The 21,964-nt window shown below is 64.9% G+C and carries 22 protein-coding genes; 2 read left to right on the forward strand and 20 right to left on the reverse strand.

The features are described 5' to 3' along the window. Positions 1-256: 256 nt before the first annotated feature. A complete protein-coding gene (locus HQ354_RS20565) occupies positions 257-940 on the reverse strand; it encodes a pyridoxamine 5'-phosphate oxidase family protein (RefSeq protein ID WP_371828815.1) in 684 nt (227 codons plus the stop codon). A gap of 96 nt (positions 941-1,036) precedes the next feature. Here HQ354_RS20565 and HQ354_RS20570 point away from each other — a divergent pair, with 96 nt between their 5' ends. Next, positions 1,037-2,443 carry a PLP-dependent aminotransferase family protein gene (locus tag HQ354_RS20570; RefSeq protein ID WP_068429349.1) on the forward strand — a complete coding sequence of 469 codons (1,407 nt, stop codon included), beginning with the start codon at positions 1,037-1,039 and terminating at the stop codon, positions 2,441-2,443. A gap of 54 nt (positions 2,444-2,497) precedes the next feature. Here HQ354_RS20570 and murA read toward each other — a convergent pair whose 3' ends face one another. Beyond that, the gene (gene murA / locus HQ354_RS20575; RefSeq protein ID WP_068429353.1) at positions 2,498-3,751 is read right to left on the reverse strand and encodes a UDP-N-acetylglucosamine 1-carboxyvinyltransferase; all 1,254 of its coding nucleotides are present in this window, start codon (positions 3,749-3,751) and stop codon (positions 2,498-2,500) included. Between the two features lie 55 nt (positions 3,752-3,806). On the opposite strand from murA, the gene HQ354_RS20580 reads away from it, so the two are divergent. Further along, a complete protein-coding gene (locus HQ354_RS20580; RefSeq protein WP_068429357.1) occupies positions 3,807-4,388 on the forward strand; it encodes a cob(I)yrinic acid a,c-diamide adenosyltransferase in 582 nt (193 codons plus the stop codon). Positions 4,389-4,524: 136 nt separating this feature from the next. Here the strand turns inward: HQ354_RS20580 and HQ354_RS20585 are convergent, their stop codons facing one another. The 18 genes from HQ354_RS20585 to thrB all read right to left on the reverse strand — a co-directional run bounded on the left by HQ354_RS20585 (position 4,525) and on the right by thrB (position 21,963). Continuing rightward, positions 4,525-4,962 (reverse strand): DUF2550 domain-containing protein, encoded by a 438-nt coding sequence (locus HQ354_RS20585; protein ID WP_114332323.1) that lies wholly within the window; start codon positions 4,960-4,962, stop codon positions 4,525-4,527. Between the two features lie 32 nt (positions 4,963-4,994). Further along, positions 4,995-5,354 carry a F0F1 ATP synthase subunit epsilon gene (locus tag HQ354_RS20590; protein WP_068429363.1) on the reverse strand — a complete coding sequence of 120 codons (360 nt, stop codon included), beginning with the start codon at positions 5,352-5,354 and terminating at the stop codon, positions 4,995-4,997. 30 nt (positions 5,355-5,384) lie between these two features. Then, positions 5,385-6,833, reverse strand: coding sequence for a F0F1 ATP synthase subunit beta (gene atpD / locus HQ354_RS20595; protein ID WP_068429366.1), 1,449 nt, complete (start codon positions 6,831-6,833; stop codon positions 5,385-5,387). Between the two features lie 3 nt (positions 6,834-6,836). Then, the gene (locus HQ354_RS20600; RefSeq protein WP_068429369.1) at positions 6,837-7,811 is read right to left on the reverse strand and encodes a F0F1 ATP synthase subunit gamma; all 975 of its coding nucleotides are present in this window, start codon (positions 7,809-7,811) and stop codon (positions 6,837-6,839) included. A gap of 55 nt (positions 7,812-7,866) precedes the next feature. After that, the gene (gene atpA / locus HQ354_RS20605; RefSeq protein WP_068429372.1) at positions 7,867-9,510 is read right to left on the reverse strand and encodes a F0F1 ATP synthase subunit alpha; all 1,644 of its coding nucleotides are present in this window, start codon (positions 9,508-9,510) and stop codon (positions 7,867-7,869) included. A gap of 91 nt (positions 9,511-9,601) precedes the next feature. Beyond that, a complete protein-coding gene (locus HQ354_RS20610) occupies positions 9,602-10,429 on the reverse strand; it encodes a F0F1 ATP synthase subunit delta (RefSeq protein ID WP_068429447.1) in 828 nt (275 codons plus the stop codon). Between the two features lie 7 nt (positions 10,430-10,436). After that, the gene (locus tag HQ354_RS20615) at positions 10,437-11,000 is read right to left on the reverse strand and encodes a F0F1 ATP synthase subunit B (RefSeq protein WP_068429375.1); all 564 of its coding nucleotides are present in this window, start codon (positions 10,998-11,000) and stop codon (positions 10,437-10,439) included. 6 nt (positions 11,001-11,006) lie between these two features. Next, positions 11,007-11,258: an ATP synthase F0 subunit C gene (locus HQ354_RS20620; RefSeq protein WP_019667280.1), complete on the reverse strand. Its 252-nt coding sequence runs from the start codon at positions 11,256-11,258 to the stop codon at positions 11,007-11,009. A 73-nt stretch (positions 11,259-11,331) separates the two neighbouring features. Continuing rightward, on the reverse strand, positions 11,332-12,153 hold the full coding sequence (gene atpB, locus HQ354_RS20625) for a F0F1 ATP synthase subunit A (RefSeq protein ID WP_174551474.1): 822 nt from the start codon (positions 12,151-12,153) through the stop codon (positions 11,332-11,334). Positions 12,154-12,432: 279 nt separating this feature from the next. Then, the gene (locus HQ354_RS20630) at positions 12,433-12,885 is read right to left on the reverse strand and encodes a hypothetical protein (RefSeq protein WP_068429381.1); all 453 of its coding nucleotides are present in this window, start codon (positions 12,883-12,885) and stop codon (positions 12,433-12,435) included. Positions 12,886-12,916: 31 nt separating this feature from the next. Next, entirely contained in the window at positions 12,917-14,125 is a 1,209-nt protein-coding gene (locus tag HQ354_RS20635; protein ID WP_068429384.1) for a glycosyltransferase family 4 protein, read from the reverse strand. Continuing rightward, positions 14,122-15,405: a serine hydroxymethyltransferase gene (gene glyA, locus HQ354_RS20640; protein ID WP_068429387.1), complete on the reverse strand. Its 1,284-nt coding sequence runs from the start codon at positions 15,403-15,405 to the stop codon at positions 14,122-14,124. The genes HQ354_RS20635 and glyA overlap by 4 nt, the downstream gene beginning before the upstream one ends. After that, positions 15,402-16,070: an L-threonylcarbamoyladenylate synthase gene (locus HQ354_RS20645; protein ID WP_068429390.1), complete on the reverse strand. Its 669-nt coding sequence runs from the start codon at positions 16,068-16,070 to the stop codon at positions 15,402-15,404. The genes glyA and HQ354_RS20645 overlap by 4 nt, the downstream gene beginning before the upstream one ends. 55 nt (positions 16,071-16,125) lie before the next feature. Then, positions 16,126-17,025 (reverse strand): peptide chain release factor N(5)-glutamine methyltransferase, encoded by a 900-nt coding sequence (gene prmC / locus HQ354_RS20650; RefSeq protein WP_068429393.1) that lies wholly within the window; start codon positions 17,023-17,025, stop codon positions 16,126-16,128. Between the two features lie 22 nt (positions 17,026-17,047). Further along, on the reverse strand, positions 17,048-18,127 hold the full coding sequence (gene prfA, locus HQ354_RS20655; RefSeq protein ID WP_068429396.1) for a peptide chain release factor 1: 1,080 nt from the start codon (positions 18,125-18,127) through the stop codon (positions 17,048-17,050). Between the two features lie 91 nt (positions 18,128-18,218). Further along, positions 18,219-18,452 carry a 50S ribosomal protein L31 gene (gene rpmE, locus HQ354_RS20660; protein WP_068429399.1) on the reverse strand — a complete coding sequence of 78 codons (234 nt, stop codon included), beginning with the start codon at positions 18,450-18,452 and terminating at the stop codon, positions 18,219-18,221. 203 nt (positions 18,453-18,655) lie between these two features. Further along, a complete protein-coding gene (gene rho, locus HQ354_RS20665; RefSeq protein WP_157105385.1) occupies positions 18,656-20,722 on the reverse strand; it encodes a transcription termination factor Rho in 2,067 nt (688 codons plus the stop codon). A gap of 308 nt (positions 20,723-21,030) precedes the next feature. Beyond that, complete coding sequence (gene thrB, locus HQ354_RS20670) at positions 21,031-21,963, reverse strand: homoserine kinase (protein WP_068429452.1); 933 nt, start codon at positions 21,961-21,963, stop codon at positions 21,031-21,033. Position 21,964 lies beyond the last annotated feature (1 nt).

The following is a 21,964-nucleotide window of genomic DNA, read 5'->3' on the forward strand; positions in this document are numbered from 1 at the left end:
TCTCGGAAGCAAACTTCCGACTCTTGGGGGACACACTATGTCAGGCACTCCGTACAACCTCGTTGTCTCCGGCCTCTCGGCTCGGAGTCGGTGTCCGTGTCGCTCTGACTCGACAAAAGTTACGCGAGCAGACTGCACCACGCAAATCCCCAGGTCGCGTCGACAACTCCCCACGTTTACGCAGGTAGCGGATGCGCGAGTGGCGTTCTCCAGCCCTCACTGAAGGAAACCGTCGACTGTGACGCCGGACATACCTCTACCTTCGGCGCACTGATATCGCTCGAACATGCTCCGGCACAGCAACATTCGGCTCGACGTCCGAAGCAGTCCGCGGTGTGCCCGCCGTTTCGACCATCGGGACGACGCCGGCCCACACTCCCCCCACCTCGATGTCGGCGGCGTCGTCGACCGGATCACCGGCCCGCGACTTGACCGACGCCTCGTGCAGAGGAAGCGCCAATACCGCCGTCGCCGCCAGCTCTTTGCGTGTGTGGGGACGGAGATGGGCGCTTCTCCCCTCGACGACCTGATCGACGATCGCGTTCAATGCACGCACGCGTTCGGCGTGGTCGGTGACGACTCGCGGCGTTCCGACCACCACCGCACTCCGGTAATTCATCGAATGATGGAACGCCGACCTCGCCAGTACGAGCCCATCGAGCGCCGTCACCGTCACGCAAATTTCTCCAGCGGGTGCGTCGACCAGGCTTCTGGCCGCGACCGATCCGTGGAGATACAGGCTTCCACCACGGTCCGGGCCTTCGAGATCGACGCCGTATGCAGTGGGTAGGACGCGCACGGAGCCGTCGACGACTACCCCCATGTGACAGATGCGCGACGACGCCAGCACGTCGATCAGGTCCGCGCGATCGCTACGGGCACGGGCTCGGCCACGCTTGATCGTCGTTCTGGGCGTCGGCGACAACGGGGTCTCGTAGATGCTCACCTCGTCGATCCTTGTCGACAAGTGGCCCGATGTCATGATCCACTGAACGCGATTTTCCATAGGCCACTGTGCAGGTGTTGGGAGCATCCGATGTTGCCGTCTTCGCTCACGATCACGCTCGATCGGTCAGGTACGCGTACCTTGCCGGTCCAGATCGCCGATCGAATTCGGTCCGCGATCAGCGACGGCGAGATCCGTGGTAACACTCGATTGCCCAGCAGCAGAGCGCTTTCCGGCGAGATCGGCGTGGCTCGAGGCGTCGTCGAGCAGGCCTACGAACAATTGATCGCCGAAGGGTGGATCGAAGCGCGTCGCGGGTCCGGTACATACGTGCGCCGCATCTCCTCGTCCACCGGGACCCGAGTTGGGAGGACAGCGTCCTCTCCCCCGCCCACCGCCACCACCCACCGCCGTCGGATACGACTCGGGACGGGCACCCCGTGGATCCCGCCTCGACTCCCTACAGCGTGGAAGCGTGCATGGCGCGACGCCGGCGCTGCTCCACACCCGCAGATCTATCCCGACCCACTCGGTGAGCCGCGGTTGCGCGACGCCGTCGTCGACCTGCTGGCCAGGGCGCGCGGCCTGCACACGGACTCGAGCTCGGTCGTCGTCACCACCGGCAGCATGCACGGTCTCGGCCTCGCACTGGCCGCGCTTGCCGACCCCGGAGTCGACGACTCTCCCGTGCTCGCTCATGAGAATCCGGGTTATCGCGTCGCAACGACGACCGCTCGTCGCGCCGGGTGGTCGCTGTTCGACGTCCCCGTCGACGCCGACGGAATGGTGACCGACCACCTCGATTCCGCGCCAGGGCAGACACGCGCCGTGTATGTCACGCCGTCGCACCAACATCCCACGGGAGGACTGCTTCCGGTGGGCCGTCGACGAGCCCTCGCCGACTTCGCGCGAACGCGTGACGTCATGATCATCGAGGACGACTACGACTCCGAATTCCGTTACGACGTAGCACCTTTGCCGACGATTGCGGAGTTCGCACCGGATCGCACGATTTATCTCGGGACCGTCGCGAAGACGTTCGGCGGCGGCATCAGACTCGGGTGGCTCGTCGCACCGCCGCACATCGTCCAGACGATCGCGTCGGTGCGCGCCGACACCGGTGACTACCCCTCCGTGCCGGTTCAGAACGCGATGGCGTCGCTGCTGCGCGACGGCGAGTGGGATCGGACGGTCCGCGCGGCGCGCCGCCGCTACCGCGAGCGCGACCGCCGCGTCACCGAGGCACTCGCGCCCTACGGCGAACTGCGCGGCGTCGGCGCCGGGATGCACACGACGCTGCTGTTACCCGAACACACCGCGACCGACGTTGCCCGTATGGCGGCCGAAGAGGGCGTCGACGTCGACACGCTCGCGAGGTCGACCAGAAGCCCGTCCCCGATCACCGGTTTGCTCGTCGGCTACGGGTCCCTGTCCGACGAGGACCTCGTCTATTGCCTCGACGTGCTCACGAATGCCCTCGACTCAGTGAACCGCTGACTCGAAATACCCGGTGTCGCAGCCAGTTTCAGAGGGAGGAGCCCATAGAACGCGTCAGCTGACGCGTTCTATGTTGCCGCCCAAGGCGGTCAGGTTCTCCACGAACCGCGGGTAACCGCGGTCGATGTGATAGACGTCGTGCACCTCGGTGACGCCGTCGGCGCACAGACCCGCGAGGACGAGGCCCGCGCCTGCTCGAATATCCGACGACCACACCGGCGCGCTCGACAACTGCGGCACCCCCCGCACGACCGCATGGTGACCGTCGGTTCTCGCGTCGGCGCCGAGTCGAATCATTTCCTCGACGAACCGGAAGCGCGCTTCGAAGACGTTCTCGGTGATCATCGACGTACCGTTCGCGACGGCCGCAAGACCGATGGCCATCGGCTGTAGATCCGTCGGAAATCCGGGGAACGGCAGCGTCGCGAAATTCACGGCAGTCGGACGCTCGTGCTGGACGACGCGGAAACCGTCGGGCTCGGAGGTCACCTCGGACCCGGCCGCGCGCAGCTTGTCGAGTACCAGAGACAGATGTTTCGGGTTCACGCCGCGCACACGGACGTCGCCACGCGTCATGGACGCCGCGATACCCCACGTCGCCGCGACGATGCGGTCTCCGATGACACGGTGGGTGGTCGGCTTCAACGATTCGACACCCTTGATGGTCAGTGTCGACGTGCCCGCTCCGGTGACGTTGGCTCCCATCTCGTTGAGCATGTTGCAGACGTCGACGATGTCCGGCTCGCGCGCGGCATTGTCGATGACCGTTTCCCCCTTGGCGAGCACAGCCGCCATCAGGATGTTCTCGGTCGCGCCGACGGACGGGAAAGCCAAGCGAATGTTGGCGCCCCGCAGCTCGTCGGCCTCCGCGACGACGCAGCCGTGCTGAATTTCGCTGTGGGCGCCGAGCAACCGCAGGCCGGACTGGTGCATGTCCAGAGGCCGCGAGCCGATGGCGTCACCACCCGGAAGCGCAACCACTGCGCGCCTGCACCGCGCGACGAGCGGGCCGAGCACGCACACCGACGCCCTGAACTGCGTCACAGCCGGGAAATCCGCGTGATGTTTCGGTTCGGCAGGCGTCGTGATGCGGACGACGTCACCTTCGAGCTCGACATCGCAGCCGAGGCCGCGCAGCACCTCGGCCATCAACGGCACGTCGAGAATGTCCGGGCAGTTGGTGATGATGCTCGTGCCCTCCGCCAACAGCGCGGCCGCCATCAGTTTCAGAACGCTGTTCTTGGCGCCCCCGACCGACACCTCGCCGACGAGTCGGTTTCCTCCGGATACCAAAAAGCGTTCACTCACAATTCGACAGCGTAGCCAGGGAAGCGCGACGGCATCCGAGCGGTACCGTGACTTCATGGCTGTGCACCTCACCCGCATCTACACGCGTACCGGCGACGACGGCACCACAGGACTCAGCGACTTCTCGCGCGTCACCAAGAACGACCCACGTCTCGTCGCCTACGCCGACTGCGACGAGACCAACGCAAGCTTGGGAGTTGTTCTAGCTCTTGGTAATCCGCCGCAGCAGGTCGTCGACGTGATTCGCACTATCCAAAGCGATCTGTTCGACGCGGGTGCGGACCTGTCCACTCCGGTCGTCGAAGACCCGAAATATCCACCGCTGCGTATCGACCAGAGCTACATCGATCGCCTCGAAGCATGGTGCGACGAGTTCAACGAGAATCTCGAGCCGCTGACGTCGTTCATCCTCCCCGGTGGCACTCCGTCGGGAGCTCTCCTGCACGCCGCACGCACGGTGTGCCGTCGCGCAGAACGCGCTGCGTGGGCCGCGGTCGACGCGAGCCCCGACACGACGAACGCACTGCCGGCGAAGTATCTGAACAGATTGTCGGACCTGCTGTTCATCCTGAGCAGGTATGCGAATCCGGACGGAGACGTCCAATGGGTTCCGGGAGCGTCGCGCTCTACCGAATAACTACGCGGGCAGGAGCGGAGCCTGCAGAAGCGACCAAAGCGGGCAGGAGCGGAGCCTGCAGAAGCGACCAAAGCGGGCAGGAGCGGAGCCTGCAGAAGCGACCAAAGCGGGCAGGAGCGAAGCCTGCAGAAGCGACTTAGGCAGCCGGCCGGCCGCGCTTCGAGCGGTCCGACGGCCGGGATTCGAGCCACGACATGAACGCGGTCAACGCACCGCGGTCGAGAGCGATCTCGTAGGTCTTGCCTCGATCCGAGAGTTCGAGGATTGCGATCTCGTCGGACATGATGTCGAACTCGTTGTCGCGGGGCGTGCGCCTGGCACCCACTTCGATACCCTGACGTGCCATCCGATGGTTGGGTCCGAGCTTCAGGCTCGACAGTTTGAAGAAGACCATCGTGTTGTCGCCGTAGCGGATGACGCCGTGGCGCCAGCCACTGCCACCCGCGACCGGCGTGACGCGCATGATGGCCGCGGTACCACCGCGCCGCAGCACGTTCAGACGGTACAGAAAAGCCGCGACGAGGCCTGCGAGCAGCACTACCAGAAGGATCAGAACGATCACTCCGATGTGCATCACAGACCTCGTCGCGGCTTGCTGTCGAATACCTAGGCGCGCTCGGCAGCGCGAATTCGGCCCTTCGCGATTGCGAGAGCTTCCTTGTCGTCACCGCCTGCGTCCAATACTGCACGAGCTGCTTCGACGTCGATGTCCTGCGCGAAGTCCGCGGACTCCGCCAGAACGGTGACGGTCTTGCCCGTGACCGACAGGAAGCCACCGTGAACTGCAGCCACGATCTTCTCCCCGTCGGTCGTCGTGATGGACACCGTCCCTGCCTCGACGAGCTGGCCCAGTACGGGCTCATGGCCGGCCATGATGCCGATCTCGCCCTCGGTCGTCTGAGCGCTCACCAGGGTCGCGTTGCCGGACCACAGCTTCTGCTCGACCGCGACGAGAGCGACCTCCATGCCGTTCGTTTCCGCAGATGTCACGTCGGGCTACTTTCCGGCCATCTTCTTCGCTGCAGCCTCGACGTCGTCGAGACCACCACAGCTGTTGAAGGCCTGCTCGGGAAGGTGGTCGTACTCGCCCTTGGTGACCTTGTCGAACGCCTCGATGGTGTCCGCCAGCGAGACGACCGAGCCGGCCTCACCGGTGAACTTCTCGGCGACGATGAAGTTCTGGCCGAGGAACTTCTGGAGACGACGCGCGCGGCCGACCAGAACCTTGTCCTCTTCCTGAAGCTCGTCCATACCGAGGATGGCGATGATGTCCTGCAATTCCTTGTACTTCTGCAGGATTCGCTTGACCTCGTTGGCGACGCGGAAGTGCTCTGCACCGACAATGCCGGGCTCGAGGATTCGCGACGTCGAGCTCAGCGGGTCCACAGCGGGGTAGATACCCATCTGCGAGATCGGACGCGAGAGCTCGGTCGTGGCGTCGAGGTGGGCGAACGTCGTCGCAGGCGCCGGGTCGGTGTAGTCGTCGGCGGGGACGTAGATCGCCTGCAGCGAGGTGATCGAACGTCCACGGGTCGAGGTGATGCGCTCCTGGAGCTCACCCATCTCGTCCGCCAGCGTCGGCTGGTAACCCACGGCAGAAGGCATACGTCCCAGAAGGGTCGACACCTCGGAACCTGCCTGCGTGAAGCGGAAAATATTGTCGATGAAGAGCAGAACGTCCTGGCCCTGAACATCGCGGAAGTACTCCGCCATCGTCAGTGCGGACAGGGCGACGCGCATACGCGTGCCCGGCGGCTCGTCCATCTGGCCGAAGACGAGGGCGGTGTCCTGAAGGACGCCCATCTCTTCCATTTCCAGGTGCAGGTCGGTGCCCTCACGAGTGCGCTCACCGACGCCTGCGAACACCGAGGTGCCCGAGAACTCGCGAGCGATACGCGTGATCATTTCCTGGATCAGAACGGTCTTGCCGACGCCGGCACCACCGAACAGACCGATCTTTCCACCCTTCACGTACGGGGTCAGAAGGTCGATGACCTTGATGCCCGTCTCGAGGATCTCGGTCTTGCCTTCGAGCTGATCGAAGGCTGGTGGCTTGCGGTGGATGCCCCACTGCTCGCCGTCGCGACCCAGTCCGGGGGTGTCGAGGCAGTCACCGAGGGCGTTGAACACGTGGCCCTTGACGACGTCGCCGACGGGAACCGAGATCGGCTTGCCCGAGTCGGCCACCGAGGTGCCACGAACCAGACCGTCGGTCGGCTGCATCGAGATGGTGCGGACCAGGTTGTCGCCGAGGTGCTGCGCAACCTCGAGCGTCAGGGTCTTCGCCACCGTCGGCAGCGTGATCTCTGCGTGCAGTGCGTTGAACAGGGCGGGGATGGCGCCGCGCGGGAACTCGACGTCCACAACGGGGCCGATGACCCGAACGACACGGCCGGACTGAGTGTCCGCTCCGCTCGCGTTCTCTTGGGTTACTGCTGCGGTCATTGCTTAGTCACTTCCTGCGCTGTCAGCCAACGCGTTCGCGCCACCAACGATTTCGCTGATTTCCTGGGTGATCTGGGCTTGCCGAGCCTGGTTCGCCTGACGGCTCAGGTTCTCGACCAATTCGTTCGCGTTGTCCGTCGCGGCCTTCATGGCGGTACGACGCGCGGCCGACTCGGATGCCGCCGCATCGAGCAGCGAGGAGTAGATCCTCGTGCTGATGTACTTCGGCAGCAGAGCCGACAGGAGGGTTCCGGCCTCGGGTTCGAAGTCGTACTGCGCCTGGACTTCCGACGCGGACGGTGAGTCGGTGAGTGCGTCGGCACCCAGTTCGATCTCTTCGTCCGTGTAGGAGATCTCCAGCGGAGCCATGCGACGAACTTCGGGCTTCTGCGTCAGCATCGACACGAATCGCGTGTAGACGATGTGCAGTTCGTCGACGCCCTCGACGGTGCCTTCACCGTTGGGTGCATCGACATCCGAACCGGATCCCGCCATGAAGAGCTCGACCAGGTGCTTGCTGGCCTTCGCTGCGTCGGCGTAGCCGGGCTCCTGGGAGAAACCCGTCCAAGCGCCCTTCACGTCGCGCTCGCGGAAGGTGTAGTACGTGAGTCCCTTCGCACCGAGCACGTAGATGACCGGATCCTTGCCCTCGGAACGCAGGAGCTGGAACAGCTCCTCCGCTTCCTTGAGCACGTTGGAGTTGTAACCACCGCACATACCGCGGTCACTGGTGACGACCAGAACTGCAGCACGCTTGGGTTCGGGCCGCTCGTTCAGCAGCGGGTGGTCCAGCGAACCGGACGCACTGGCCAACGCGGAGAGCACGTTGGTGATCTCTTCCGCGTACGGCTTCGATGCAGCAACACGGGCCTGCGCCTTGGTGATTCGCGATGTCGCGATCAACTCCTGCGCCTTGGTGATCTTCTTGGTCGAGTTGACCGACTTGATCCGGGAACGCAGCTCGAGAATGCTTGCCATCAGCTGTTCACGCTCCCTTCTCTACTCGTAACGACACTGGGCATCTCTCGCAGACCTACTTGCTGACAGTCTTGCGAGTGACGTTGACCTGCTCCTGGTTGACCTCGTCCGGGTTCAGCGTGTCCGCCTCTGCCTCGTTGACGACGCGGTTGCCCTCGGAGTCCAGGAATCCTGCCTTGAACTTCTCGGTGGCCTCGACCAGTGCCTTCTGAGCGTCCTCGTCGAGAGCCTTGCCGCCGGCAATGCTGTCGTAGACGCCGGTGGCGTTGCGGTGCAGATCTTCGAGCAGCTCGCTCTCGAAGCGACGAACGTCGCCGACGGGAACCGAGTCGTACGTGCCCTGGCCGGCGAGCCAGATCGAGACGATCTGATCTTCGACGGCAACCGGTGCGTACTGGTCCTGCTTCAGCAGCTCCACGAGGCGAGCGCCACGCTCGAGCTGTGCCTTGGAGGCCGCGTCGAGGTCGGAAGCGAAAGCCGAGAAGGCTTCGAGCTCACGGAACTGAGCGAGCTCGAGACGCAGAGAACCGGAGACCTTCTTCATGCCCTTGGTCTGCGCTGCGCCACCGACTCGGGACACGGAGATACCGACGTTGATGGCGGGGCGAACACCCTTGTTGAACAGGTCCGACTCCAGGAAGACCTGGCCGTCGGTGATGGAGATGACGTTGGTCGGAATGTAGGCCGAGACGTCGTTGGCCTTGGTCTCGATGATCGGCAGAGCCGTCAGCGATCCACCGCCGAGCTCGTCGGACAGCTTCGCCGAGCGCTCCAGCAGACGGGAGTGCAAGTAGAAGACGTCACCGGGGTAAGCCTCGCGGCCCGGCGGGCGACGCAGCAGCAGCGAGATGGCACGGTATGCCTCGGCCTGCTTCGTCAGGTCGTCGAACACGATGAGGACGTGCTTGCCCTGGTACATCCAGTGCTGGCCGATGGCCGAGCCGGTGTACGGAGCGAGCCACTTGAAGCCTGCGGAGTCGGAGGCGGGAGCCGCGACGATGGTCGTGTACTCCAGTGCGCCCTGCTCTTCGAGCGCGGCCTTGACGCCTGCGATCGTGGAGCCCTTCTGGCCGATGGCGACGTAGATGCAGCGAACCTGCTTCTTCTCGTCGCCGGACTCCCAGTTGGCCTTCTGGTTCAGGATGGCGTCGATGCAGACGGCGGTCTTGCCCGTCTTGCGGTCGCCGATGACGAGCTGGCGCTGTCCGCGGCCGATCGGGGTCATGGCGTCGATGGCCTTGATACCGGTCTGCAGCGGCTCTTCGACCGGCTGACGCTCGAGCACGGTCGCTGCCTGCAGTTCGAGTGCGCGGTTCTCGGTCGACTCGATGTCGCCGAGGCCGTCGATGGGCTGGCCCAAGGGGTTGACGACGCGGCCGAGGTAGCCGTCGCCGACCGGCACGGACAGAACGTCACCCGTGCGCTTGACTTCCTGGCCTTCTTCGATGTGCTCGTAGTCACCGAGGATGACCGCACCGATCTCGGTGGCATCCAGGTTCAGCGCCACACCGAGCACGCCGCCGGGGAATTCCAGCAGCTCGTTGGACATCGCCGACGGCAGCCCGGACACGTGCGCGATTCCGTCGCTCGTGTCGGTAACCGTGCCGACCTCCTCGCGGGAAGACTCCGGTGAGTAGCTCGCGGTGAAGTTCTCGATCGCGCTACGGATCTCGTCGGAGGAGATCGTCAGCTCCGCCATATTGTTTCCTGCTCTTCCTTCGATGTTCGCGGTATCAAACGCTTCGAAACGTCGAAACGCTTTTCCTCGGACTGTGGTGTCCGTACTCGGACTACTTGAGTGTCTTTCGCAATGCAGCGAGGCGTCCTGCCCCACTACCGTCGATGACCTCGTCGCCTATCCGGACCACGAGTCCGCTGAGCAGTTCGGTATCGACCTCGACGTGCACGGTGACGGGCTTGCCGTACGTACGTGTCAGTGTCGCAGTCAGCTTTTCGAGCTGACTGTCGCTGAGCGGCGCCGCACTCCGCACATGAGCGACAGCTCGGTCACGGACCTTCGCCGCCTGCCCAGCCAGCGCGTCGAGCGCGTCGGCCGGAGCCGTCGTGCGCAGACGACTGACTGCCTGGATCGCCAGGGCCTCGGTGACCGCGGTCACCTTGCCGTAGAGAAGGCGTCCGAGCAGCTCACGCTTCGCCTGGACCGGCTTGCCGAGATCCGACAGAGCCTGCTCGAGCGACGGGTTGGCTGCGACGATGCGGCCGAGGCGGAACAGTTCGTCCTCGACCGTATCGAGCTGGTTCTGATCTGCCGCGGCGCGAAGCAGCGCTTCACGTCCCAGCTCGACCAATGAGTTCAGCAGGTCCGATGCCTTGGACCAGCTCTCCGAGACAGCGCTCTTCAGAATGCGAGCGGTGATCTCGGAGACCTGTCCGGCGAACAGCTCCTCCACGAGAGCGCTGCGACGAGTCGCCGAAACCGACGCGTCGGCCAGCGCGGTACGCAACGTGCGCTGACCGTCGAGGGACTCGACGACAGCGAAGAGCTCTGCACCGGTCTGCGCGGCAGCAGCAGTTTCCGCACCTGCCGACGCAGACCCCAGCGCATCGTTCGCAACCGAACGCGTGCGGGCAAGAGCCTCACGAGAAGTTGCGTACATGGTCATCTCACTTTCCGGCTGCAGAGTCAGCCGTGACGGAGTCGAGTTCGCTCAGGAAACGATCGATCGAGCCTGCGCGCTTCGCCTCGTCGGACAACTGCTCTCCGATGACCTTCTCGGCGAGTTCCACTGCCGTGCGTCCGAGATCGGCACGGAGTTCCGTGACGATCTGCTGACGCTGCGCGACGAGCTGGCTGTGGCCTGCGGCCACGATCCGGTCGCTCTCTTCCTGCGCCTTCGTCTTCATTTCGGCGAGAATGGCCTGTCCCTGGCTGCGTGCGTCCTCACGGATCGCCGCTGCCTCGGACCGAGCGTCGGCGAGCTGCTTCTGGTACTGCTCGAGAGCAGCCTTGGCCTCTGCCTGCGCCTCTTCGGCCTTCTTGATGCCGCCTTCGATCAGATCGCTACGTTGCGCCAGGACGGCCGAGAACTTCGGGAGGATGTACTTCCAGAAGACGAAGCCGATGACAGCGATGCAGACCAAAGACCAAACGATGTCGTATGTCGCGGGGAGGAGAGGATTGATGTCCTCGCCTTCCTCCGCGGCCAAGATCGCGATGTTGGTTGCCATGTCGAATTAACCGAACAGGAAGCCGGCGACGATACCGATCAGCGCGAGAGCTTCGGTGAACGCGATACCGAGGAACATGTTGGTACGGATGGTGCCCTGGAGCTCGGGCTGACGCGCGATGCCCTCGATGGCCTTGCCGACCACGATGCCTACACCGATGCCAGGTCCGATGGCTGCGAGGCCGTAACCGATGGCGCCGTAGCCGCCACCCGTAACGGTGGTCTCGGTGACTTCCTGTGCCAGGTACGCGAGGCTCATTTGATTTCCGTTCCCTTTCTGTTGCCCATCACCGGTCGGTGCGTGGGTCAGGTAGATCTGTCGGTCGAGCGGTCTAGTGAGAGTCGGCGTGCAGCGCGAGATCGATGTACACCGCGGTCAGCAGGGCGAACACGTACGCCTGCAGACCGATGACGAGCATCTCGAACAGCGTGAAGCCGAAGCCCGCTGCAAGCGAGAACACGCCGAAAATCTTCATTCCCGCCGCGGCCTGGAAGAAGAAGAACTGGGTCGCGCTGAAGAACAGCACGAGCATGAGGTGGCCGGCCAGCATGTTGGCCATGAGACGAACGGTCAGCGTGAACGGCCGCAGGATGAAGGTCGAGATGAACTCGATCGGGATCAGAATTATGTGCAGGGCAGGCGGAACGTTCGGAACCACGATGCTGCTCTTCACGTACTTGAAGAAGCCGTACTTCTTGATGCCCACGTAGTTGAACGTGACGTAGGCGATCGCTGCGAGGACGATCGGCATACCGATTCGCGCGTTGGGCGAGATGTTCAGGAACGGAATGATTCCGGAAAGGTTCATGAACAACACGGCGAAGAAGATCGTCATGATGATCGGCAGGAAGCGCTTTCCCTGCTCCTTGCCGAGGATCTCGTCGGCGATCTGAACCTTGACGAAGTCGAGCATGTACTCGACACCGTTCTGCAGACCCCGCGGAACGACCTTCGGGCTTCGCATCGCGAACGCGAACAACACGACCAGCACGAGGGTCATGAGAATGCGAATCAGCATCAGCCGGTCGAGTTCGAAGGGGGTGCCTTCGAACAACACAGCGGGAGGAAAGAAGTCGGTTAGTGACGGCGGGTGGAACTCCGCAGCCAAGTTGGTGACGCTCAGCGGTCTCTCCCGTGTTCGGGCCGCAGACATCTACGACTGCGGTTCGATCGGACATTGACGATCTATCAAGTCGACGATATCGGCTCGAGGTCGTCAGCAGCTGAGGCAGATTTTCAGGTCGGCCAGCGTCTGTCGGGTGTCGGCGACTCACGTCGACTCGGTAACTTCTCGTTACCTGCAAGCGCCTTCGTGCACGCGAAATGTCCCATTCGCGGCAGTCCACCACTTACTTGGTCGGAACTTTATCAACACAACTACGACGATGTGTAGGTGGGGCCGATTCTTGACCGATTACGACACATCGTCGTACTACTTCTCGTCGGACCCCGGTGTCGCAGGCGGTTCGTCCACATAGGGGGCCTTGGTGCGCACGACGCCGTACACCTCGGCACCCAGCACCAGAACCAGTGCCGCGATGACGACGCCTGCGAGTGCGCCCTTGCTGTAGAAATCCATGTCCTTCAGGACAGCGAGAACAACCACGGCCAGCAGCATCTTGACGATCCACCCGCCGAGCAGAACCGCGCCCGCCATGGTCGGTGGGAACTTCGACGTCAACGCGATGGACAACGCTGTCGTCAGGATGAAACCGCCGCCGAGAGCGGCTCCGATGAGCGCTCCCCACAACCCGGGGAGCCCCGCGACCAGCGTTGCGACGACTGCGCCGACGACGGCGAGCACCACGAGACCGATCACCCCGTAGCGAACCGCGGCGCGCATCGTGTCGGACTGATCGGGCACGGGCGTTGGAGAGAAGCTCACAGGCGCACAGACTACCCAGTGGCGCGCGACGTCACGCCCGACGCCCTCTTCGACCAGCGGCGCGCGAGCGCCGTCGCTGTCGGGCGAGATCCAATCGGACCGAGGGGACGGCCGTCACCACCAGCGCGAACACGAGGCCGGCCGCCACCAGGAGCACGACGACGCGACGGTCGATGAGCGACGACCCGACAGCTCCGAACGCCAGTACGCCCACCCACAGGTAGATCACGAGCACGACGCGTCGGTGCGAGTGACCGATCTGCAGCAACCTGTGATGCAGGTGCATCTTGTCCGGGCTGAACGGGCTGCGACCGGCGCGGGTGCGCCGAACCACGGCGAGCAGCAGGTCGAGGATCGGAATGAACATGACCGCACCGACGAGCAGAATCGGCGACAACAGACCGAGCAGGTCACGTGGGCCGTACGCGACGAGCGGGATCCGGCCGGACGCGCTCGTCGACACCGTCGCGAGCATCAGGCCGATGAGCATGGACCCGGAGTCGCCCATGAAGATGCGGGCGGGCTGGAAGTTGTGCGGGAGAAATCCCAGGCACGCGCCCGCCAACGCTGCTGCGATGACGGTCGGCGGATAGATGCCGACGTCGCCGCCCTGCTCGTGCAGCAGGCCCACCGAGAAGACACAGATGGCGATGGACGCGATCAACCCGAGTCCGGCAGCGAGCCCGTCCAGCCCGTCGACGAAGTTCATCGCGTTGACCATCACGACCGTCACCAGCACCGTGACCAGTCCGGCCTGGAGCTGATCGAGCACGACCGTCTGCACGTCGGACCACGGAACGTAGATGATGTACCAGCTCACGCCCATCACGACGAGCACACCGGCGGCGGTCACCTGGCCGACGAACTTGGTCAGAGCGTCGAGACCCCATCGATCGTCGATGATGCCGACGACGACGATGACGCACCCGGCGAGCAGCGCAGCGGGAATGTCCTGGGTGTACTCCGAGTCGAATCCTCGCGCCAACGCCGGAAGTTGCGACGCGAACAGCAGCGCGACCAGCATGCCGAGGTACATGCCGGTGCCGCCGAGCCGCGGCGTCGGGGTGACGTGCACGTCGCGTTCGCGAGGCGCTGCGACCGCTCCGAACTTGATCGCGAGGACGCGAACTCCGCCGGTGGCGAGGAACGTCACGACGGCCGCGGTCAGGAAGACCAGCAGCAACTCCCTGATCGGGACGCCTGCTCCCTGCCCCGGCTGTGCCAGTACGTCGACCGTCATGCGCGAGGGTACGCAGGCTTGCGGGTCACGAGGCTCGTGACGTCGTCCCGGATCGACGCGATCTCGCGGTCACCGGCCTCGGTACCCATCTCTGCGCGAACAGCGCGCGCGACGAGCGACGACACCGCCTGCATGTCCGACGCGTCGAACCCCTGCGTCGTCACTGCTGCCGAGCCGACACGAATTCCCGACGCGACCGCGGGCGGAGCCGGGTCGAACGGGATCGCATTCTTGTTCAGCGTGATGCCTGCCGCCTCGCATCGCGCCTCGGCCGTTCGGCCGTCGACTCCGAGGTTCTGTAGGTCGAGCAGCGCGAGGTGCGTGTCGGTTCCGCCGGAGACGGCACGCATGCCGTTCTCGACCAGACCGGACGCAAGGGCTGCCGAGTTGGACACGACGTCGGCCGCGTAACGCTTGAACGCGACGGTCGATGCCTCGGCGAACGCGACGGCCTTCGCCGCGACGGTGTGCATCGCCGGACCGCCTTGGCTGAACGGAAAGACCGCCTTGTCGATGGCGCGCGCGTGTTCCGCACGGCACATCAGCATCCCGCCTCGGGGTCCGCGCAGCACCTTGTGCGTGGTCGCCGAGACCACGTCCGCATACGGTACGGGCGATGGGATCGCTTGTCCGGCAACGAGACCGATGAAGTGAGCCGCGTCGACCCACAGGATTGCACCGACTTCGTCGGCGATCGAACGGAAGGCGGCGAAGTCGATCAGGCGCGAGTAGGCCGTAGCCCCTGCGACGATGATTCGGGGGCGGTGGACGAGGGCGAGCTCGCGGACCTCGTCGTAATCGATCAGTTCGGTGTCTCGTCGCACGTGGTACGGGATCGGCGTGAACCACCGGCCGGAGAAGCTGACCTTCGAACCGTGTGTCAGGTGTCCGCCGTGCGGCAGGCTCATCGCGAGAATCGCATCACCGGGCTGCGCGAACGCGGCGTAGACCGCGAGGTTCGCGTTGGCACCCGAATGCGGTTGCACGTTGACGTGATCGGCGCCGAACAGCGTCTTCGCCCGCTCGATCGCGAGGTTCTCGGCGCGATCGACGACCTCGCAGCCACCGTAGTAACGGTTGCCCGGATAGCCCTCGGCGTACTTGTTGCCGAGCACGCTCCCCAGTGCCGTGAGGACCGCGGGGCTCGCGAAATTCTCGCTTGCGATCAACTGCAGGCCGGAACGCACACGGCCGAGTTCACCGAGCAGGACGTCGGCGATCTCTGGATCGGCAGCCTCCAACTCGGTGAAGTCGGGGCCGAAGAAGTCGGGCGTCGTCACGTGGCAGCACTCCCCTGCCGCAGGCTGTCCGCCGTCACGCCGAGAACCTCACCGACGGCGTCGGCCGAGATGGCGCCCTCGCGCAGGATGCGCGGGTTCTCCGACGTCAGGTCGACGATGGTCGATGCGACGGCGTGCTCGGCCGGTCCACCGTCGAGGTACACCGCGGCGGAACCCCCGAGCTGATCACGAGCCTCCACGACCGTCGTCGCAGGCGGTTGACCGGAGATGTTGGCGCTCGAGACCGCCAAGGGCCCGACCTCGCGCAGCAACTCGAGCGCAACCGGGTGCAGCGGCATACGCAACATGACGGTGCCCTGTGCGTCGCCGAGATCCCAGGCCAGCGACGGTGCCTGCTGCACGACGACGCTCAGCGCGCCCGGCCAGAACGCCTTGATCAGATCGCGCGTGCGCGGACGGACGCCCTGGACGAGTCCGTCGATGGTGTTCCAGGATCCGACGAGCACCGGTACCGGCATGTCGCGACCGCGGCCTTTGGCGCGCAGAAGGTCGGTGACCGCGCTGCTGTCGAAGGCGTCGGCAGCCAGGCCGTAGAGAGTGTCCGTCGGCATGACGACGAGTCGACCGGACTTGAGGGCGCCTCGGGCAGCGGTCAGTCCGGCGGCCCGGGAATCGGCTTGCTGGCAGTCGTAGACGGTGCTCACTCCCCTATCCTGTCACTCACCTCCCGCGAGACGGCAGATGGCTCGCGGGAGTGCGTCAGTGGCCCGACACGTCCGTTTTCGACACGGCCGCTCTGGACGCGACGACGAACCGCGGCCGTCCTGCGAGATCCGGGTGTTCCTCGACCCCGGCGAAGATGCGTCGGCGCTCGAACAACTCGGCCACCTGGCGCCCGTGGGAGTCGTCGTGTTCGACGCCCGCCGCTCCCCCGACGCGCAGCAGACGTGCGATCGTCCCGATCATGGGCTCGATGACCGACAGTCCGTCCGCGCCACCGAACAGTGCACGATGCGGGTCGTGGTCCACGACTTCCGGTTCGAGTTCCGCACCGAGCGGAATGTACGGCGGATTGGACACGATGAGGTCGACGCGCCCGTCGAGGTCGGTGAGCAGCGTTCGGTCGGTGACGTCGCCGTGATGCAGCGTGATCGGCGTATCCCCTTGTTCCGCACGCAGATCCGCGTTGCGACGCGCCCACGCCAGAGCAGGTGGATCGATTTCGACGGCGTGAACTTCGGCGTCCGGCCGGGCATTCGCCACGGCGAGCGCCAAAGCGCCTGAGCCGGTGCACAAGTCGACGACGACGGGCGGCTTGGTATCGACGCGTTCGAGAAACGCCAGAGCCCAGCCGAGCAACAGCTCGGTCTCGGGGCGTGGAACGAACACTCCCGGACCGACTTCCACGTCGATGTTGCCGAGAGCCGTTGTGCCGGTGATGTATTGAAGTGGAATACGCTTCGCGCGTTGCTCGACGGTCTTCATGTACGCGTCGATGATCTCGGGCTCGACCAAGGGGACGAGCCCGAGACGGCCGCGTTCGACACCGACGATGTGCGACGCCAACAACTCGGCGTCGACGCGAGCGCTCGGGACACCTGCGGCCTCCAACTTGCCGGTGGCGTCGAGAATGGCCAGGCGCAGTGGTTTACGAGTCACGAGTACAGCGTGCCACGAAGTGTCATTCCGCCTGCATGCGAGCCTCGCGGTCGGCCTTGCCGAGCGCGTCGAGCAACGCGTCGAGTTCGCCGTCGAGGACCGCGTCGAGGTTGTGTGCCTTGAATCCGATGCGGTGATCGGTGATTCGGTTCTCGGGGAAGTTGTACGTGCGAATGCGCTCGGAGCGGTCGACGGTCCGCACCTGGCTGGCCCGCCCCGCTGCGGCTTCCTCGTCGGCAGCTTCCTCGGCCGCGGCCTGCAGGCGCGCGGCGAGCACCTGCATGGCACGTGCCTTGTTCTGGAGCTGAGATCGTTCGTTCTGGCAGGTGACGACGATTCCGGTGGGCAGGTGCGTGATGCGAACCGCGGAGTCCGTCGTGTTGACGCCCTGGCCACCCTTGCCGGACGAGCGGTATACGTCGATACGCAGATCGGTCTCGTCGATCTGGACTTCCTCGACCTCTTCGGGCTCGGGATAGACGAGAACGCCTGCCGCGGAGGTGTGCACGCGTCCCTGCGACTCGGTGACCGGCACACGCTGTACGCGGTGCACGCCGCCTTCGAACTTCAGCCGCGCCCAGACGCCGTCGAGCGAATCGCCCTTGGTCTTGATCGACAGCGTCGCATCCTTGTATCCACCGAGGTCGGAAACGTTGGCGTCGAGGATCTCGACGCGCCAGCCGCGTCGTTCCGCGTACCGGACGTACATGCGAGCCAGATCGGAGGCGAACAAAGCCGATTCCTCGCCACCCTCACCGGACTTCACCTCGAGGACGATGTCGTCGCCGTCGTGCGGATCGCGGGGAGCCAGCAGATCGGCGAGCGTCTGCTCCAGCGTCTCCACCGACTGTTCGAGGTCGGGAATCTCGGCGGCGAACGACGCGTCGTCGGCGGCCAGTTCGCGGGCGGCGGCCAGATCGTCCTGTGCCGAGACGAGTTTGCCGTGCACGGACATGATCGGCGCCAACTCTGCGAAGCGTTTACCCGCACGACGTGCAGCACTGGGGTCGTTGTGCAGCGCCGGGTCCGCCAGCTGCTGCTCGAGGCCCGAGTGTTCGGCCAGAATGTCGTCGATGGCCGAAGGCTTCGTCATCCTCGCCATGGGTGTGCTCCGCTCTCGTGAATCCTCGATAGGTATGAAAAAAGCCGACGCCCGCCCTGCAAACTGCACAGGGCGGGCGTCGGCGAAACAGCTAGCTGTCGGCTGCAGCCTTCTTGCCGGCGCGCTTTCCGTAGCGAGCCTCGAAGCGTGCAACGCGACCACCGGTGTCGAGAATCTTCTGCTTGCCCGTGTAGAACGGGTGGCACTGCGAGCAGACCTCGACGTTGATGCGCTCTTTGTCGGTGGTGCTACGCGTCTCGAAAGTATTTCCGCAACCACAGACCACGGTGGTGGTGGTGTAGTCGGGGTGGATTCCTGCCTTCATGGTGTCCCTTTCCAATGGTCGCCGGGTCGACCTCGCCGTTCGAGGACGTGAACCGGAACCGGACTCGGCCGTTCAGTATGCCAGAGAGAGCGGTTGACCTGCTAATCGCTCACTGACAGGTGCTTCAACACGGGCACTTCGACTCTTGTTCCCAGTCGTGCGTGCGAATGTACAGCGGGCTGTACATTCGCACGCACGGGTGCCTAGTCGTCGAGCGCGCCGGGCGCGGTCTTCGACACCTGGATCAGGAACTCGAGGTTGTTCTTGCTCTTCTTGAGCCGGTCGATCAACAGATCGATGGCCTGGTGCGAGTCGAGGCCCGACAGCACGCGGCGGAGCTTGTGCAGCACCGCTGCCTCGTCCGAGCTGAGCAGCAGCTCGTCCTTACGCGTACCGGACGGGTTGACGTCGACGGCCGGGAAGACGCGTCGCTCGGCGATCTTGCGATCGAGCTTGAGCTCGGCGTTACCGGTGCCCTTGAACTCCTCGAAGATGACCGTGTCACCGGTGGAACCGGTCTCGACCATCGCGGTGGCGATGATGGTGAGCGATCCGCCGTTCTCGATGTTGCGCGCAGCACCCAGGAAACGCTTGGGCGGGTACAGCGCGGTCGAGTCGACACCACCGGACAGGATGCGTCCCGATGCAGGCGAGCTGTTGTTGTACGCACGGCCGAGTCGCGTGATCGAGTCGAGCAGCACGACGACGTCCTGGCCGGCCTCGACGAGACGCTTCGCACGCTCGATGGCGAGCTCGGCCACCGACGTGTGGTCGCCCGGTGGACGGTCGAACGTCGAGGCGATGACCTCGCCGTTCACCGAACGCTGCATGTCGGTGACTTCCTCGGGACGCTCGTCGACGAGGACGACCATCAGGTAGCACTCGGGATTGTTGACCGAGATGGCGTTGGCGATGGCCTGCAGAACGCTGGTCTTACCGGCCTTCGGCGGGCTCACGATCAGCGCACGCTGGCCCTTACCGATCGGCATGACCAGGTCGATGATGCGCGTGGTCAGGATGTTCGGCGTGGTCTCGAGACGCAGACGCTGGTTCGGGTAGAGCGGCGTCAGCTTGCCGAACTCGGGACGCTTGCGCGCCGATTCGACGTCGCCGCCGTTGACGGTGTCGAGACGAACGAGCGGGTTGAACTTCTGGCGCTGGTTCGACTGTTCGCCTTCACGCGCGACTCGAACGGCACCGGTGATCGCGTCGCCGCGACGAAGTCCGTTCTTGCGCACCAGGTTCATCGAGACGTAGACGTCGTTCGGACCCGCCAGGTACCCGGACGTACGCACGAACGCGTAGTTGTCGAGAACGTCGAGGATGCCCGCTACGGGCTGGAGAACGTCGTCCTCGCGAATCTCGGGCTCGCGCTCGCGTCCCTCGCTGCCGCCGCCGTCACGGTCGCGTCCACGACGACGCTCGCGGAACCGGCGACCCCGACGACCACGACCTTCTCCGTCGTCGTCCTGGTTGTCGCGGTTGTCACGATCGGACCGCGGACCGTTGTTGCGGTCTTCACGGTTGTCGTTCCGATTGTCGTTGCGGCTGTCGCCTCGGTTCTCGCCCCGGTTGTCACCCTGGTTACGACCACGGTTCCGGTTGTTCTCACCACGACCGTCGCCACGACCGTCGGACCGGTTGCCGTCGCCGCGGCCGTTGTCGGACCCACGGCCCTCGGAACGCGTGTTGTCGCCGCGGTTTTCCGAACGGTTGCCGTCGCCGCGCGTCGCGGTGTCGTTGTCCGAAGCTTCGGTGCGAGCGCCGCCGTCGGCACGGTTTCCGCGGCCACGACGCGGACGCTCGGAGGCTGCGTTGTCGGATTGTTCCTTGTCGGCAACAGGAGCGCTGGACTCGGAAGCCGACTCGGAGGAAGCCGTGTCGTCGAGCGGAAGCTGGTCGGGTGCACCGGCACGACGACCGGAAGCCCGACGTCCCCGCGTGCGACGCGGCGCCTCGGCCGCATCGTCGGTCGCCGCAGGCGCGGCCGCCGGAGCGTCGTCGACGGGAGCCTTGTCCGCTACGGCCGCAGCGCGACGCGATGTCTTGGGTGCCGCCTCGGCCTTCGGCTGCGCTTCGATCTTCGAAGGCGCGGCACCGCCTGCCTGACGTGCAGAAATTGCGGCGATCAGGTCGCCTTTGCGCATGCCCGAGATGCTCTTGATGCCGAGTTCTCCCGCGAGACTACGCAGCTCGGTGAGCACCATTCCGGACAGGCCAGCTCCGCGGCGCGTTTTCTCGGGCGCAGAGATCAGTTCCGTATCGGTCACGGAGGTCCTTTCCTTCCCTCGCTCGCAGTCTGCGCAGTCGAGGGTTCGTTCCGCAGCTCGAATCTCGTATCGAACCCGGATGTAGCCGTTCACGATCGACACGCTTCGGACAGACGACCGATTCCGATGCCGCGTGTGTGTTGCGGATGGGAATCGAGCCAGGAACGTCAACCACCCCGGACGTGGAATCCCCCGGATGCAGCAACTTGAATGCCCTGGTGAAAACCGGCGTCTGAAGCGCACGATGTACGGACGAACCTCAGAATAGCCCTGTTCGACACAGTCGGCAAGAACCGGTTACCGGCGAGTCACCCGATTCGGACGCCGTCGGCGACCTCGAGCTCGAGAACTTTCAGTCCTTCGCTGTCTGCCTGTTCCTTCATGTCCTGCGGAAACGGTTCCGTGCACAGAGCCAGTACCGTCGGCCCGGCGCCAGACAACACCGCCGCGATGCCGCGCGCGCGCAGTGACGAGATCCACTTCGTCGCGTCCGGCAACGCACTCGAACGCTGACCTTGATGCAACAGGTCCTCGGTCGCGGCCATCAACAGATCGGGCCTCTGTGTCAGCGCGACGACCGCGAGCGCTCCCCTGCTGACATTGAACGCCGCGTCGCGATGCGGGACCAATTCCGGTAGCAGACCACGGGTATGCGACGTCGACGATCGCTCCGAGGGTACGAGCGCGACGACGCGGATGTCCGGATGCACGGCAAGACGCACGGCCGAATAGGTGCGTTGCGTGATGCTCGCGCTTGCCGGCTCGCTCCACGACACGACGGCACCGCCGAGCACACTGGCCGACGCGTTGTCCGGATGACCTTCGAATTCGGACGACAACTGCACGAGTTGCTCGTCGCTCAGCGCGAGCGACGGATCGAGTTTCGCCGCGAGACCGTTGGCGGCCGCCAGTCCTCCGACGACCGCCGACGCCGATGATCCGAGACCACGCGAATGCGGAATGACGTTGTTGCACACCACATCCAGGCCGTCGGCCCAGACGCCTGCCGCCTCCAGCCCACGCTCGATCGCCCGTACGACGAGATGCGTCGGCCCCCACGGGACGTCGTCGGCACCTTCGCCCTGAACGTGGATGCTCAGACCCGACGTGGTCGTGGTGACGGTGACCTCGTCGTACAGGCCCAGTGCGATACCGAGGGTGTCGAACCCCGGGCCGAGATTGGCACTCGACGCAGGCACACGGGCGGTCACGGTCAGACCGGTCGGCAGCGTTGTCGTCATG

The organism is Rhodococcus sp. BP-261, from assembly GCF_019835205.1.
Taxonomy (GTDB): domain Bacteria; phylum Actinomycetota; class Actinomycetes; order Mycobacteriales; family Mycobacteriaceae; genus Rhodococcoides; species Rhodococcoides kyotonensis_B.